This window comes from Bacillus sp. FSL K6-6540 (assembly GCF_038007545.1).
Genome location: NZ_JBBOXH010000002.1, coordinates 1,278,695 through 1,293,203, shown reverse-complemented (window position 1 = coordinate 1,293,203; position 14,509 = coordinate 1,278,695). Strand labels below are relative to the sequence as shown.

Sequence of the window (14,509 nt, the reverse complement as noted above, 5' to 3'; positions counted from 1 at the left end):
AAGAAGGGATATGTATTGAACACAAGTATTGAACAAAAACCTTTTAACCGTTCTGTCATTGTCGGCATTTTGTTAGCCGGAGCGTTTGTGGCGATTTTGAACCAGACATTGTTGATTACCGCACTTCCCCATATCATGAAGGATTTCAATGTCGATGCGAACCAAGCACAATGGCTGACCACATCATTTATGTTAACCAACGGGATTTTAATTCCGATTACCGCGTTTTTAATTGAGAAATTCACAAGCCGGGCGCTGCTCATCACAGCAATGAGCATTTTCACTGCCGGAACAGTCGTCGGAGCGTTCGCGCCGAACTTCCCGGTTCTGCTGACAGCGCGTATCATTCAAGCGGCCGGAGCCGGCATTATGATGCCGCTCATGCAGACTGTATTCCTGACAATCTTTCCGATTGAAAAGCGCGGCCAGGCTATGGGTATGGTCGGATTGGTCATCTCATTCGCGCCTGCGATCGGACCGACTCTTTCCGGATGGGCTGTCGAAGCTTTCTCTTGGAGATCATTGTTTTATATTATTCTTCCGTTTGCTGTGATTGATTTGATTCTTGCCAGCATCCTGATGAAAAACGTGACGACTTTAAGAAAAACACAGATTGATATTTTATCAGTCATCCTTTCAACATTTGGGTTCGGCGGGCTTCTGTACGGCTTCTCAAGCGTCGGCTCTTATGGCTGGTCCAGTTCAACCGTCTTGATTTCACTGCTGGTGGGTGTCATCGCGCTGCTCTTGTTTATCACAAGACAAATGAAGCTTGAAAAACCGATGCTGGAATTCCGCGTCTTCACGTTTGGCGTTTTCAGCTTAACAACACTGCTGGGAACCCTCGTCTTTGCATTATTGATCGGTACGGAAACCATCCTGCCGCTTTATACACAAAATGTCAGAGACGTCACAGCTTTTGATACAGGGCTTATGCTCCTTCCAGGAGCCGTTGTGATGGGCTTTATGTCGCCGATTATCGGCAGAATTTTTGACCGTGTCGGCGGAAGAGGGCTGGCGATTGCCGGTTTCTGCATCATCTTCCTGACATCTCTGCCGTTTATGCAGCTGACTGACCATACGTCACTCGCTTGGATTGTCGTTTTATACACCGTTCGTCTCTTAGGCACCGCCATGATCATGATGCCGGTGACAACAGCCGGAATCAACGCGCTGCCGCGCCACTTGATTCCGCACGGAACTGCGATGAACAACACGATTCGCCAAGTCGGCGGCTCGATCGGAACCGCACTATTGGTTTCCGTGATGAGCAACCAGGCGGCACATGCAGGCACGACAAATGTAAAGCACGCCGCCCTGCACGGCATGAACGCCGCTTTTATTGTGGCTGCCGTCATTGCACTTGTCGGCTTCCTTCTCTCATTCACATTAAAGAAACCTCAGCGCCCTGCCGAACAGCAGCCGGCACGCTGATTAACAAAAAAAGAGCCCCGCTACTTAGCGGAGGCTCTTTTTGGTTTTACTTTTCTAAACCGTCTTTCACTTCTTTGATCATTTGTGCCATAGACTCAAGACCGCCTCCTGATAAGTACCAAGTAGCAGAATCAAGGTAGACGACATGATCATTTTTCACTGCGTTTACATTTTTCACATAATCATTTTCAACGACTTGTTTAGTAGATGATGTTTCACCGATCGCTGTACCGCGGTCAATGACAAACAGGTAATCCGGGTTTGTTTTTGAAATGTACTCGTAAGAAACGCTTTGTCCGTGAGTAGACGCTTTGATGTTTTTATCAGCCGGTGTCACGCCGAACACGTCATGGATCAGGCCGTATCTTGATTTAGGACCGAATGCGCTGATCTTCCCGTCGTTCGCCATGATGACGAGACCATTTTTGTTAAGCTTTTCAGCCGTTTTCTTTACATCTGCGATTGAATGATCGATTTTTGCGAGTTCATCCTTCACTTCATCTTCTTTATCGAAGATCTTACCGATTGTTTCTGCGTCAGACTTAAATGATTCCATATACTTCGCTGTGTCTACGCCAAGGTAAATTGTCGGCGCAATTTCAGAGAATTCTTTGTAAGACTCAGATTGTCTTCCTGAGATAATGATCAAGTCAGGGTCTAAATCTGCCACTTTCTCGAAGTCTGGCTCTTTTAAGCTTCCGACGTCAGCATATTTGTCATCCTTGAATTTGGACAGATATTTAGGAAGGGCTTGTTTCGGCAGTCCCGCTACTTTATCATCAAGACCAAGTTTATCTAGTGTATCTAAGCTTCCAAAGTCAAATACGACAACTTTTTTAGGGCTCTTCGGTACTTTTGTTCCGTTTTTGTCCAGCTGGTGTTTCACCGTGATTTGTTCTTCCTTAGAATCAGAACCTTTGCTGCTTGTGCTTTGGTTTCCGCATGCAGAAATCACAACTGCTGTCACCAAAGCGATGAATAGTAATGCGAACTTTTTCATGCTCTTCACCTCTTCTATATATTAAGAAAAATAGACACCTATTCTTTGATTATCAATCGTCTGAATCGGGATGGTCATATCGTAGATTTCCTCAAGCACTGATGTTTCTATCATTTCTTCAGGTGGTCCTTCTTTTACGATTCGGCCGTTTTTCAAAGCGACGATATGGTCAGAATAGACTGAAGCAAAATTGATATCGTGAATAACGATGACGATCGTTTTTCCAAGCTCCTCTACCAGCCGTTTCAACAGTTTCATAATTTCAACTGAGTGTTTCATATCCAGATTGTTCAGCGGCTCATCCAGAAAAATATAATCTGTGTCCTGGGCAATGACCATGGCGATAAATGCCCTTTGGCACTGTCCGCCGCTCAGCTGATCCAAGTATTTGTCTTGAATGTCTTCCAGCTTCATATAGCTGAGCGCCTGGTTGATATGAACCCAGTCTTCCTCTGTCAGCCGGCCCTGTGAGTACGGAAACCTGCCAAAACTGACGAGGTCTTTGATCGTGAGCCTGATATTAATTTGGTTCGCCTGCTTCAAAATGCTCATTTTCTTGGCAAGCTCTTTGCTGTCACATGCTCCAATCTCTTGTCCGTCTATGTAAATCTCGCCGGAATCCTTTTTGATCAGGCGGCTCATGATAGACAGCAGCGTACTTTTGCCGGCGCCGTTAGGACCGATAAACGAGGTGATTTTGCCCTTTTGAATCGTGACTGACGTCTCTTCAAGAACAACTTTCCCGCCATATTGTTTGCTTACATTTCTGACCTCTACCATGATTTATTCTCCTTTAACAGCAAGTAGATAAAATAAATCCCGCCGGCAAAATTAATAATGACACTCAGCGTCGTTGAGAAGGTAAACACTTTCTCAACCACAAACTGCCCTCCGACCAGCGCAATGATGCTGATGAAAACGGAGCCTGCGATTAAGTATGAATGCTTATATGTTTTCAGGAATTCTCTCGCCAGGTTGACAACCAGAAGGCCTAAAAACATAATCGGCCCGACTAGCGCTGTTGAAACAGAAACCAAAATCGCAACCACGATCAGCATCTGCTTCACCACTTTGTCGTAGTCAATGCCCAAATTCACGGCGTGCTCGCGTCCGAGCGACAGCACATCGAAAAATTTTGTAAAACGCCAGACATAAACGCCTGTCAGCAGGAAGATGATGAACGCGAGCCATAACAAATCCGTATTGATATTGTTAAAGCTGGCAAACATCTTGTCCTGCACAACTTGGAACTCGTTCGGATCAATCAGCATCTGCATAAAGGAAGACAGGCTGCTGAACAGCGTGCCAAACACGATTCCGATAAGCAGAAGGAAAAAGATATTTCTCCCCTCACCCTTGAACATGATCTGATACAAAACAAGAGAAAACAGTATCATCAGCAGAACAGAGATGATAAAGTTGATGTTTTTATTCATGATGACCATATTCGCAGAACCGAACAAAAAGATAATGCCAGTCTGAATCAGCATGTAGAGAGAATCAAGGCCCAAAATGCTCGGCGTCAGGATGCGGTTGTTCGTAATCGTTTGAAAGATCATGGTCGAAAACGCAATCGCTCCCCCCGTCAGCACAATGGCAGCGACTTTTTTGATTCGTCTCGGCAGGGTGTAATCCCAATTGCCTAAGTCATAAAACAAAAACAAGCCTATACATACAATGGCTAAAACAACGAGCAAAGCTATTTTCATCTGGTTACGCATAGGCTTTTCTCCTTAACAGCATAAACAGGAAAATGCCGCTGCCGATGATTCCGACCATCAGGCCAATCGAGATTTCATAAGGGAAGATAATGATTCTGCCCAGTATATCGCAAAACAGCACAAACACCGCTCCCAACAGCGCAGTATGCGGCAGGCTGCTCTTCAGATTGTCTCCTCTGTAAATCGATACAATATTCGGGATGATTAAACCGAGAAACGGCAGCATACCGACAGTCAAAATGACAAGAGACGTGATCAGGGACACGATAATGAGCCCGATGTTCACAACCCGTTTATACTTGAGGCCGAGGTTGACAGAAAAGCTTTCACCCATACCGGCCAATGTGAATTTATCCGCATACACATAGGCAATGATGACGAGCGGAATACTCAGATAAAGAAGCTCGTATCTTCCTTTCACGACTAAAGAGAAGTCTCCCTGCAGCCATGATGACACATTCTGGATCAAGTCATATTTATATGCGATAAATGTCGCGATTGAACTGACGATATTCCCGAGCATTAAACCGACAAGCGGAATAAAGATGGTGTCGTTAAACTTGATTCTTTCAAGGATTTTCATAAACAGAAAATTTCCTGCTAGGGCAAAGACAAACGCGACCAGCATTTTGATTAAAGGACTGGCGGATGTAAACAGCAGCAAGGAAATTAAAATGCCGAGCCGAGCCCAATCCATCGTGCCCGCCGTCGTCGGTGACACGAATTTATTTCTGCTGATCTGCTGCATAATCAAACCGCAGATGCTCATGCTTAATCCCGCGATGACAATGCTGATCAATCGCGGCAAACGGCTTGCAAACAGCGTTGACGCCTCTTGTTTGCTTAAATCGAAGAGATCAAGCGGCGACAGATCTTCTACACCGATAAATACAGATGTGACTGCTAATATGATAAGTAGAATAAATAAGTAACGTAGCTTCATGCTGCCTCCTTACATCCTTACAGCAAAAAGAACGTATCTCCTACTCCGCAAGGACTCAAAACAAAATATGGCCATATAGTAATTGATTATCATTATCATTTACATATTACCATTTTTCTAGGGTTAGTCAATATTCTTTAAAAATATTAACCTAGTCATTTATCCATTTTACTAATCATTCTAACCATTTTCCATCCCAAAACGTTAGGCTGTTTACCATATTTATCTTTATAACGCAGGTATACGGTCAGCAAACCTGACATTATTCCTCGTGGAAAATACAAATGTTCTCCCCATATAGAAATTCCCCCTTGATTTACAGTACTGAAAGAGAGATAATAAATACTAAATTTGTGTGAAAATTTTAAACATTAGGAGATGTAAACATGAAGGTCGTTAAATTCGGAGGCAGCTCACTTGCTTCAGGCGCCCAGCTTGACAAGGTGTTTCACATCGTTACCTCAGATCCGGCACGGAAAGCTGTAGTCGTTTCAGCTCCGGGAAAACGCTATGCCGAGGATACGAAAGTGACTGATCTCTTAATCGCATGTGCAGAACAATATTTGGCAACAGGCAGCGCACCTGAACTGGCGGAAGCAGTTGTGGAACGGTACGCTCTCATCGCCAATGAGCTTCAGCTGGGGCAAAGCATTATCGAAAAAATCAGAAATGATCTGTTTACGCTTTTAGAAGGAGATAAAAGCAATCCCAAGCAATACCTTGACGCAGTCAAGGCCAGCGGAGAGGATAACAATGCCAAGCTGATCGCCGCTTACTTCCGTTATAAAGGCGTCAAAGCGGAATATGTAAACCCGAAGGATGCCGGCCTCTTTGTGACAAATGAACCCGGCAACGCGCAAGTTCTTCCTGAATCCTATCAAAACCTCTATCGTCTTCGGGAACGTGACGGACTCATCATTTTTCCAGGTTTTTTCGGATTCAGCAAGGATGGCGATGTGATCACATTCTCACGGAGCGGTTCTGATATTACCGGTTCGATTCTTGCCAACGGACTACAAGCCGATTTGTACGAAAACTTTACAGACGTAGACGCTGTGTATTCTGTCAATCCGTCCTTCGTTGAGAATCCAAAGGAAATCAGCGAGCTGACATATAGAGAGATGCGGGAGCTGTCCTACGCGGGTTTTTCAGTGTTTCATGATGAAGCGCTCATTCCGGCATTCAGAGCGGGGATTCCTGTTCAGATCAAAAATACGAACAACCCCTCAGCCGAAGGCACCCGCGTCGTCAGCAAGCGGGATAACACAAACGGGCCTGTCGTCGGCATTGCCAGCGACACCGGTTTTTGCAGCATTTATATCAGCAAGTATCTCATGAACAGAGAAATCGGTTTTGGCCGCAGAGCCCTTCACATCCTGGAGGAGCATGGTTTGACGTATGAGCATGTTCCATCGGGAATCGATGACATGACAATCATTTTACGGCAGGGGCAAATGGATGCCGCCACTGAACGCAGCGTCATCAAACGGATCGAAGAGGATTTGCATGCCGATGAAGTCATCGTCGAGCATCATCTCGCCCTGATTATGGTTGTAGGGGAAGCGATGCGCCACAATGTCGGTACAACGGCAAGAGCCGCCAAAGCATTATCAGAGGCACAGGTGAATATCGAAATGATCAATCAGGGATCTTCTGAAGTGAGCATGATGTTTGGCGTAAAAGAAGCCGAAGAAAGAAAAGCCGTCCAAGCGTTATACCGGGAATTTTTCGCGGGCGTGCTGATCTCTTAATCGTACATAAATAGCGGGCGGCAGCGCCCGCTATTTTTTATATCACCTTTATATAGCCGAATTCTTCATTTTTTCTCTTGTCCACTATTATCCCTGCCAAATGGATCGGTTCAGCATATCTTATAGTATCCTTCATAGGGAGGTGAAACCTTATGTCAGGATACTCTAACGGCGGCGGTTACGGCGGCATCAGTTCTTTCGCTTTAATCGTTGTATTGTTTATTCTTTTAATTATCGTAGGGGCTGCGTTTGTTGGCGGCTACTAAGCTGCTGACCGTCTCTGCGGGACCCTGTCCGCCACAGTTTTGCAGTATATGCTGAAGCAATCTCGCAAGGAGGTGCACAAAATGTCAGGTTACGGAACTTCTTTCGCTTTGATTGTTGTGTTATTTATCCTCTTGATCATTGTGGGAACTGCATTTGTAGGAGGCTACTAAATAAACGTAATCTCCATGAAGGCGGCACCGCAAGACTATGTCCTGCGGTGTTTTTTTGAAAAGAAAAACCCCTTCTCGCTAATGAGAAGGGGCTTGTTCTTACGTCATTCCTCTTTCTGTCACATGAAAGTCGAGTGCTTCCGCATTAGCAGAAACGCCAGCCGCTGTAAAAATCGCGGCTGCGGCCAAACAAATAACAAACAACTTAGATTTCAATTTCATACAAACCTTCACTCCTTTGTATTTGTTTTCTTGCCTCTTCAACTTGTAGAAAGTAGGAAGCAGACAGTTTAAACCATTTCTGTTCATAGTAATATTTTGCTACTTCTAGGGCTAAATCCTCTATATCAGCGTACATATTTTTATTTTTTAAGTACTGGAAACATCGTTCGATTCCTTCTTCATTGGGCTGATCCTGATATAGGGATTGCAAAAACTCGAATTTTACGGCATAGTCTGCATCGTCTGTTTCTTTAGCATATTCATAGCCCCGCTTGTGATATTCCGAAGCTTTATCATGTTTTCCCTGTTTATAATAAATCAGGGTGATTAAAAAATAGGCTTGCGGGAGAGAATTGACGATCCTGCTGCTTTCAAATGTGGAGACCGCTTTTTCAAAGTAATCAATGGCAGGGTCTAGAAGGTCTTGATTGTAATAGCATAATCCGAGATTGTAGTATGCTCTTCCGACCAGCTGGGCTTTTTGTTCCGCTTGGGCCATATTGAGCGCCAATTTGAAATGGCGTGCGGCTTGTTCGAAATTTCTTTCATCCATCAGGTTGACCCCGAAGACGAAATGGCATTGAATGATTCTCACATTATAGGTTTCCTGCTCCACGTAAATTTCATAGGCGTTTTTTATATTAATCAATGAAAAATACGTTTGCTTCATATAATAATAAGCTTCCGCGATTTTAAAATAAAATTCAGCCCGTTCAATATGGTCTGCGACAAAGGAGAGCTTTTTCTCCGCCTGTTTATAGTATGTAATGGCAGAAATAAATTCCCGCTTATCAAATTCATACATCCCGCGAAAAAAATTCACGTAATAGTCGAGCAGCCCTTTGAGATCTGCCTGGTTGCTGTCAATGTTTCTTGATAATTCAGACAGGCTAGGCTGGTCTTCGATATTTAATTTCTCTAACGGCTCAAGATAATCCAGCATAAGCTGGTGCCGGAATTCCATTAGTGAATAATAAAGCAGCAAGTTGGAATCATGCTGCATGTGTTTCAGTTCCTGCTGGATTTCAGCTTTTAACACTTCGGCATCCGGCACGCTGAATGTCCGGATATATCTGTACCACTCGTTAATTTTTTGACCGACCGCTGAAGAAGGAATTACCCCGCTCTTCATTCCTTCACCCTCTCCCATCAAAAACTGTTTATGTCATATTTTATCATGTTTATAGACCGTCCCAACCCGAAAAACACGCAATCTTTGTTTTCGGGAGCACGCAATAAACCGAAGCGGTGTGCAAAAAAGGCGGATGCATCAGTTGATGCGCCGCCCTGTATGCTATTGCTGTTTTGCCGTTAAAGGAAGGCGGATGATGAACTTTGTGCCTTTCCCTTCTTCACTCTTGATTTCTACTGTGCCCTGGTGCATTTCAACGAGCTGCCTTACGATCGAGAGACCGAGTCCGTATTCACCGTATGCTGTGTTCGTTCTTGAAATATCTGCTTTATAGAATCGCTCCCAAATATGCTCAATATCCTCTTTTGGAATGCCGATACCCGTGTCTTCAATTTCAATAATCGTCTCTTTATAACCTTCCATTCCGCGCAGCCAAATGTCACCGTTTTGCGTAAATTGGATGCTGTTTTTCGTAATGTTGACGAGAATTTGAATGAACCGGTCATAATCGGCATGTACGATGACGTGATCCTCTACTTGGATCATCAGCTTGTTTTGTTTTTCTTCCGCCTGCTGCTGCAAGTGCTCTTTCACGATTTCAAACACCTCGATCAGAGGAACGTCTAGCTTGTTCAAGGTAATTTGCTGGGATCTGATTTTTTCATAATCCAGATTTTCTTTTACGAGCCGCAGCATGCGCTTCGTTTCCTCACTGATCAGCGAGAAGCATTTATCCTTTTTATCCTCAGGAATCGTATGGCTGTTCAACCCTTCAACCAAACCGTTGATCGTCGTCAGCGGTGTTTTTAATTCATGTGACACGTCAGCGATAAACTGCCTTCTCCGCTTCTCAAGGCGCTCGATTTCATCCCTTGACTGCTTTAGTTTTTTCGCCATGATATTAAAGTCAGAGGCCAGAACGCCGATTTCGTCCCCGTAGCTGTTTTCCAAATGGATGTCATAATCGCCGGAAGCCACTTTATCTGTCGCTTCTCTCAGCTTTTGAATCCGCTTGACATGGAATTTGGACAGAAGCCAACTCACGAGAATCGTAATCACAAGCGTGCTGATCACAGCGTAAAACATATAGAGGTTGACCTGATTGACCATCTGTTCAACACCGCTGATCGGAGAAATCAGCAGAACGGCGCCTTTAAATTCGTTCTGAACAAATATAGGCTGCGCCACAAGTGACACTTCATCATCAAAACGGCCATCTGCCCTGATCATGACAGTCTGCCCTTTTTTTAGTTTATTCCATTCTGATTTCTTCAGCTGTTCCCTTGGTGGGTGATGAAAGCCTTCAGGAAGAAAATAGGGCTGCTGCTCTTCATTAAAGATGATAAACTGCGTCTTTCTTGTGCTTAACATGTCCTGATAAGGATAGAGCCTGCGCATGTCCACCTGGCCGGCTTGGAATTCATTTGCAATCTGCACCGCATATGACGTCAATTCCTCTACTTTGTTCTGATAGGCAAATTCCTTCACAAAGTGGGAAAACAGAGAAATGATAATGACAAACGCTAAAATCAAAATGCTGATATGGCTTAGCAGCAGCTGATATAAATATTTAATCTTCATCAAATTTATACCCTACCCCCCACACAGTATACAGGAAAGGCTTGTCCTCGCTGGCAAGCTTTTTACGCAGCCGTTTGATATGAACGTCAACCGTTCGTTCATCTCCATAAAACTGATAGCCCCATACCTGCTCGAGCAGCTGTTCTCTGGAGAACACCTGCCGCGGATTTTGGACAAGGTAATAAAGCAGATCGAATTCCTTCGGCGTGAGATTTTCTACAGGCTCTCCGTTTAATAATACTTCTCTCGTCTTCTTATTAATGGTAAAGCATTCTGATTCGATCATATCTTCATCAATAACCGCTTTGCCTGTCGCCTTGTATCTTCTGATGACGGCTTTGATGCGGGCAACCAATGTCAGCGGGCTGAACGGCTTTGTGACATAATCGTCCGCCCCCATCTCAAACCCGATGACCTGATCTGATTCAGTGTCTTTGGCAGTCAGCATGATAATCGGCACCGTGCTTGTCTCTCTTATTTTTCTGCAGATGGTCACGCCGTCCATAGATGGAAGCATGATATCCAAAATGATCAGATCCCAATTTTCTTCCGTAAAACGCTGGTACCCTTCTAACCCGTCATGAACGAATTCCGCTTCAAAACCTTCTTTAAAAAAGAACATCTCCGTCATCGTACATACACTAACATTATCTTCTATCATTAATATTTTCATTATATCCTCCGGTTGTTTTGATGCTTTTTTATATAATAGCACCATTTTAAACAGAAGGTTTTGCGTTTCACAATTGTTAGTTTTTATTTCATCAACTAGAAATAGATTGTTCATATTTTTTTCATACCTTTGGACTACTATTAATTTATCAGCAAGGGGACGCGCCCCAGAGGCGGTCTTATCAATAAAAATACCAATGCGGAGGAACATAAATGAACTTTATCAAACGGGCCTTTTGGAATATGAAGGCTAAAAAGGGAAAAACGTTATTGCAATTATTTGTGTTTACAGTCATATGTGTCTTTGTTCTATCAGGCCTCACCATCCAGTCGGCAGCACAAAAGTCAAGCGAACTGGCCAGACAGGAACTCGGCGGAAGCGTGACACTTCAGGTTGACCGCCAAAAACAAATGGAAAAACAGCAGGACAGCGGTGAAAAACGCAGCTTCGAATCAACACCGATCAAAGTGTCTGATGCGAATAAGCTTGCAGCGCTTGATCATGTGAAGAGCTACAATTACACCGCATCAGCTTCAGCCAACGCAGGAAACTTTGATGCGATTGAAAGCTCTAGTTCAAGTGATTCCAGCTCCAGCAGTTCAAGCTCAAACGCTAAAAACAGCCAAGGTGGCGGACAAGGCGGACCGCAAATGGTTCAAGCCGATCTTTCTATTGAAGGTGTCATCAGCACAGCATTAGTTGATGATTTCTCTGACGGGGATTCAAAAATCACAGACGGACGCGCGATTACAAAATCAGATGTCGGCAAAAAAGTAACAGTGATCAACGAAACATTAGCGGAAGAAAATGATTTAAGCGTTGGCGATTCGATCACAATTGAATCAGCAACGGATGAGGATACAACAGTAAAACTGAAGATCATCGGTATTTATAAAACAACATCTTCAGGTGATGACCAAGCCCAAAATTTCTCTTTCTTAAATCCTTATAACAAGCTTTATACGCCTTACACAGCAACAGCGGCATTGAAAGGCGACGACTATAAAAATACGATTGACTCAGCTGTTTACTATATGGACGACGCGAAAAATATGGATGCTTTCGTAAAAGCAGCGAAGAAAACATCAATTGACTTCGATACGTACACACTGAATACAAACGATCAGCTTTACCAGCAAATGGTCGGACCGATTGAAAATGTGGCTTCTTTCTCTAAAAACGTGGTGTATCTTGTATCAGTGGCAGGCGCCGTCATTCTTGGCCTGATTGTCATGATGTCAATCAGGGAGCGCAAATACGAAATGGGCGTGTTAATGGCCATCGGTGAAAAACGATGGAAATTGATTGGACAGTTCTTGACTGAGATTCTGATTGTGGCCGTTATCGCTATCGGCCTTGCATCTGTGACGGGAAATCTCGTCGCGAATCAGCTTGGAAATCAGCTTTTATCCCAGCAAATCAGTTCATCAACCGATTCAACGCAAACCGCAAGCGGACAAATGCCCGGCGGCGGTGGCGGCATGGGCGGCAAAATGTTCGGCCACAGTTCATCAAACGTAGACGTTATCGATTCACTGAACGTCGCGGTTTCTATGAACGACATGCTTATTCTGGGCGGGATCGGCATCCTAATCGCAATCATTGCAACATTGCTGCCGTCAATTTCAGTACTGCGGCTTCATCCGAAAACGATATTGACAAAACAGGAATAGAAAGAGGCGGAACCTATGAGCTTATTACAATTTCAACAAGTCGGCTACTGGTATAAAGACAAAAGCCAGCCATTGTTTCAGGATATTAACATCAGCTTTCAAAAAGGAAAATTCTACACAATCGTCGGAACATCAGGGACGGGGAAAACCACTTTCCTGTCTCTGGCAGGCGGACTTGACGCACCAAAAGAAGGAAACATCCTTTACGACGGAAAAGCGGTTTCTAAAATCGGCTTAACCAATTTCAGAAATCAATATGTATCAATCGTCTTTCAAGCGTACAACCTGCTCCCGTATATGACGGCTTTGCAGAACGTCACAACCGCTATGGAAATCACAGGTTCTAAAGAAAAAAACAAAGAATCATATGCGCTTGACATGCTGCAGAAGGTTGGCATCAACGAAAAACAAGCCCGGCAAAAAGTGCTCACACTGAGCGGCGGACAGCAGCAGCGGGTATCAATTACAAGGGCTTTCTGCTGTGACACGAATCTTATCGTAGCCGATGAACCGACCGGAAACCTTGATGAGGACACATCAAAAGAGATCGTACGGCTCTTTCAAGATCTGGCACACAAGGAAAATAAATGTGTCATCATGGTGACGCACGATGAACAAATTGCAAAAGTGTCAGACATCAATATCAGACTTTCAAGAGGAAGCTTTACTGTGAAGGAAAACATCGCAGTCGTATAACAAAACGCGCCTCTGCCAGTGCAGACAGGGGCGCACCCTATATCCCCCTTTTATATAGAAGTGAACATAAAAAGAGCGGCGGCTGCATCCCCCCGCTCTTTTTATCATTTTTTTGCTTCCGCCCCTTTTGACTTCTCTCTTCGTTTCTTTTTCCAAACAGCCACAATAAACAGAAAGAGCGGAAACAATAATTGAAAAGGCAAATGAATATACAGCGGCACCACTTTCAAGCCTTCGTTCAAGTGCTCTGAAAAGTTAGTCGCGATCGTTATAGAAAGGATTAAGATGCCCAATCCCATCGGATAAGCCAATTGAGAGGGGTTCTTTTCCTTAAAGAGCGTAGATGTCCCAACCACAGTGGCATATAAGTAGAGGCTAACCTTAAAGAAGCCGCCGATGATCAGCGCCAGCATAAAAAAGACATCGAGCCGGTCTAAAAATTCTTCGACCTTGATTGTCTGGATCGTGCTTAAAAGCGGGAACTGGGATCTGAGTGTAAGATCAACATCAAGCACGCTGATATTAATCGCCACGGTGAGCGCCACAACCAATCCGCTAATAGCTATGGCAATCATCCCCATTTTTTTCACATCTTTTCTGTCATTCAGGTTAGGGAAAATCATCACAAATAAAACGACTTCGCCAAACGGAACGTACATGGTCTGAGTGAAAACTGAGTAAAGGACAGGAGAAAAGCCGTCTGCCAAAACCGGTTTTAAGTTATTCGGGTCTATAGAACCTGAGACAACAATCAGCACGAGGCCGATCGCGCCCAGTAAATACATGGCTCCGAAAAGTAGCTCAGCCGCGCGGGCGAGCACTTCGATTCCTTTTCTTACAGCGTATATGCTAACTATCACTAATAAACCATTTACAATAATGATAGGTGTATCATGATAAGCAAATGTCAGCAGCATTTCTCCAAAGTCACGCAGGACCCTTGCGGCAATATAGGCAAAGTACAAAATATAGAGAAATGAAAACAGCCAGCTCAGCTTGGTTCCCAGCATATCATCCATATATTCTTTCGGAGAAGAATTGGGGTAACATTGATAAATTCCTTGATACAAATAGAAAAGAAACAAACCGGCCGCACACCCCAACAGAACTGCGATCCAAGCATCCCTGCCCGCAATTGATCCGGGTGTAATCAATAAGGAGCTGCCCAGCTCAAAAATGATAATCATGACAAACAGCTGCCTTATGCTTATTCTGGCTTTTTCCATCTGTCACTTCCCCTTTCTTC

At 44.1% G+C, this 14,509-nt stretch carries 15 protein-coding genes; 6 read left to right on the top strand and 9 right to left on the bottom strand.

Features of this window, described 5'->3' with window-relative positions; all coding sequences use genetic code 11:
• Positions 1-15: 15 nt before the first annotated feature.
• Positions 16-1,434, top strand: coding sequence for an MDR family MFS transporter (locus tag MHH82_RS38955; RefSeq protein WP_072175514.1), 1,419 nt, complete (start codon positions 16-18; stop codon positions 1,432-1,434).
• Positions 1,435-1,480: 46 nt separating this feature from the next.
• Here MHH82_RS38955 and yclQ read toward each other — a convergent pair whose 3' ends face one another.
• From yclQ to yclN, 4 genes are read right to left on the bottom strand one after another with little or no spacing between them, the layout of a single operon-like run.
• Positions 1,481-2,434, bottom strand: a complete 954-nt coding sequence (gene yclQ, locus MHH82_RS38950) for a petrobactin ABC transporter substrate-binding protein YclQ (RefSeq protein ID WP_014478834.1) — start codon at positions 2,432-2,434, stop codon at positions 1,481-1,483.
• Between the two features lie 21 nt (positions 2,435-2,455).
• Positions 2,456-3,214, bottom strand: coding sequence for a petrobactin ABC transporter ATP-binding protein YclP (yclP, locus tag MHH82_RS38945; RefSeq protein WP_014475806.1), 759 nt, complete (start codon positions 3,212-3,214; stop codon positions 2,456-2,458).
• Positions 3,208-4,155 carry a petrobactin ABC transporter permease YclO gene (gene yclO, locus MHH82_RS38940; protein WP_014475805.1) on the bottom strand — a complete coding sequence of 316 codons (948 nt, stop codon included), beginning with the start codon at positions 4,153-4,155 and terminating at the stop codon, positions 3,208-3,210. The genes yclP and yclO overlap by 7 nt, the downstream gene beginning before the upstream one ends.
• The gene (gene yclN / locus MHH82_RS38935) at positions 4,148-5,098 is read right to left on the bottom strand and encodes a petrobactin ABC transporter permease YclN (protein ID WP_014475804.1); all 951 of its coding nucleotides are present in this window, start codon (positions 5,096-5,098) and stop codon (positions 4,148-4,150) included. Before yclN ends, yclO begins: the two co-directional genes overlap by 8 nt.
• A gap of 386 nt (positions 5,099-5,484) precedes the next feature.
• Between yclN and MHH82_RS38930 the strand changes: the two genes are divergently transcribed.
• The 3 genes from MHH82_RS38930 (at position 5,485) to MHH82_RS38920 (ending at position 7,286) form a co-directional block, all read left to right on the top strand.
• Entirely contained in the window at positions 5,485-6,849 is a 1,365-nt protein-coding gene (locus MHH82_RS38930; protein ID WP_072173982.1) for an aspartate kinase, read from the top strand.
• Between the two features lie 152 nt (positions 6,850-7,001).
• Positions 7,002-7,115: a YjcZ family sporulation protein gene (locus tag MHH82_RS38925; protein ID WP_032678937.1), complete on the top strand. Its 114-nt coding sequence runs from the start codon at positions 7,002-7,004 to the stop codon at positions 7,113-7,115.
• A gap of 81 nt (positions 7,116-7,196) precedes the next feature.
• Positions 7,197-7,286: a YjcZ family sporulation protein gene (locus MHH82_RS38920; RefSeq protein ID WP_015482794.1), complete on the top strand. Its 90-nt coding sequence runs from the start codon at positions 7,197-7,199 to the stop codon at positions 7,284-7,286.
• A gap of 99 nt (positions 7,287-7,385) precedes the next feature.
• Here MHH82_RS38920 and phrC read toward each other — a convergent pair whose 3' ends face one another.
• The 4 genes from phrC to yclJ all read right to left on the bottom strand — a co-directional run bounded on the left by phrC (position 7,386) and on the right by yclJ (position 10,894).
• Complete coding sequence (gene phrC, locus MHH82_RS38915; RefSeq protein WP_003224994.1) at positions 7,386-7,508, bottom strand: phosphatase RapC inhibitor PhrC; 123 nt, start codon at positions 7,506-7,508, stop codon at positions 7,386-7,388.
• Complete coding sequence (gene rapC, locus MHH82_RS38910) at positions 7,492-8,640, bottom strand: response regulator aspartate phosphatase RapC (protein ID WP_014475800.1); 1,149 nt, start codon at positions 8,638-8,640, stop codon at positions 7,492-7,494. Before rapC ends, phrC begins: the two co-directional genes overlap by 17 nt.
• 162 nt (positions 8,641-8,802) lie before the next feature.
• A complete protein-coding gene (yclK, locus tag MHH82_RS38905) occupies positions 8,803-10,224 on the bottom strand; it encodes a two-component system sensor histidine kinase YclK (protein ID WP_072173981.1) in 1,422 nt (473 codons plus the stop codon).
• Positions 10,211-10,894: a two-component system response regulator YclJ gene (yclJ, locus tag MHH82_RS38900; protein WP_015482792.1), complete on the bottom strand. Its 684-nt coding sequence runs from the start codon at positions 10,892-10,894 to the stop codon at positions 10,211-10,213. Before yclJ ends, yclK begins: the two co-directional genes overlap by 14 nt.
• Before the next feature lie 212 nt (positions 10,895-11,106).
• On the opposite strand from yclJ, the gene MHH82_RS38895 reads away from it, so the two are divergent.
• Positions 11,107-12,567, top strand: a complete 1,461-nt coding sequence (locus MHH82_RS38895) for an ABC transporter permease (RefSeq protein WP_070548552.1) — start codon at positions 11,107-11,109, stop codon at positions 12,565-12,567.
• A 15-nt stretch (positions 12,568-12,582) separates the two neighbouring features.
• Positions 12,583-13,263, top strand: coding sequence for an ABC transporter ATP-binding protein (locus tag MHH82_RS38890; RefSeq protein ID WP_041850693.1), 681 nt, complete (start codon positions 12,583-12,585; stop codon positions 13,261-13,263).
• A 104-nt stretch (positions 13,264-13,367) separates the two neighbouring features.
• On the opposite strand, the gene gerKB is transcribed toward MHH82_RS38890, so the two are convergent.
• Complete coding sequence (gene gerKB, locus MHH82_RS38885; RefSeq protein ID WP_072175513.1) at positions 13,368-14,489, bottom strand: spore germination protein GerKB; 1,122 nt, start codon at positions 14,487-14,489, stop codon at positions 13,368-13,370.
• Between the last annotated feature and the right edge of the window lie 20 nt (positions 14,490-14,509).

Bases quoted from the DNA above. Each gene is read 5' to 3' on its own strand.
- yclQ (WP_014478834.1), bottom strand. From the start codon at position 2,434: ATGAAAAAGTTCGCATTACTATTCATCGCTTTGGTGACAGCAGTTGTG.
- yclP (WP_014475806.1), bottom strand. From the start codon at position 3,214: ATGGTAGAGGTCAGAAATGTAAGCAAACAATATGGCGGGAAAGTTGTT.
- yclO (WP_014475805.1), bottom strand. From the start codon at position 4,155: ATGCGTAACCAGATGAAAATAGCTTTGCTCGTTGTTTTAGCCATTGTA.
- yclN (WP_014475804.1), bottom strand. From the start codon at position 5,098: ATGAAGCTACGTTACTTATTTATTCTACTTATCATATTAGCAGTCACA.
- MHH82_RS38930 (WP_072173982.1), top strand. From the start codon at position 5,485: ATGAAGGTCGTTAAATTCGGAGGCAGCTCACTTGCTTCAGGCGCCCAG.
- MHH82_RS38925 (WP_032678937.1), top strand. From the start codon at position 7,002: ATGTCAGGATACTCTAACGGCGGCGGTTACGGCGGCATCAGTTCTTTC.
- MHH82_RS38920 (WP_015482794.1), top strand. From the start codon at position 7,197: ATGTCAGGTTACGGAACTTCTTTCGCTTTGATTGTTGTGTTATTTATC.
- phrC (WP_003224994.1), bottom strand. From the start codon at position 7,508: ATGAAATTGAAATCTAAGTTGTTTGTTATTTGTTTGGCCGCAGCCGCG.
- rapC (WP_014475800.1), bottom strand. From the start codon at position 8,640: ATGAAGAGCGGGGTAATTCCTTCTTCAGCGGTCGGTCAAAAAATTAAC.
- yclJ (WP_015482792.1), bottom strand. From the start codon at position 10,894: ATGAAAATATTAATGATAGAAGATAATGTTAGTGTATGTACGATGACG.
- MHH82_RS38895 (WP_070548552.1), top strand. From the start codon at position 11,107: ATGAACTTTATCAAACGGGCCTTTTGGAATATGAAGGCTAAAAAGGGA.
- MHH82_RS38890 (WP_041850693.1), top strand. From the start codon at position 12,583: ATGAGCTTATTACAATTTCAACAAGTCGGCTACTGGTATAAAGACAAA.
- gerKB (WP_072175513.1), bottom strand. From the start codon at position 14,489: ATGGAAAAAGCCAGAATAAGCATAAGGCAGCTGTTTGTCATGATTATC.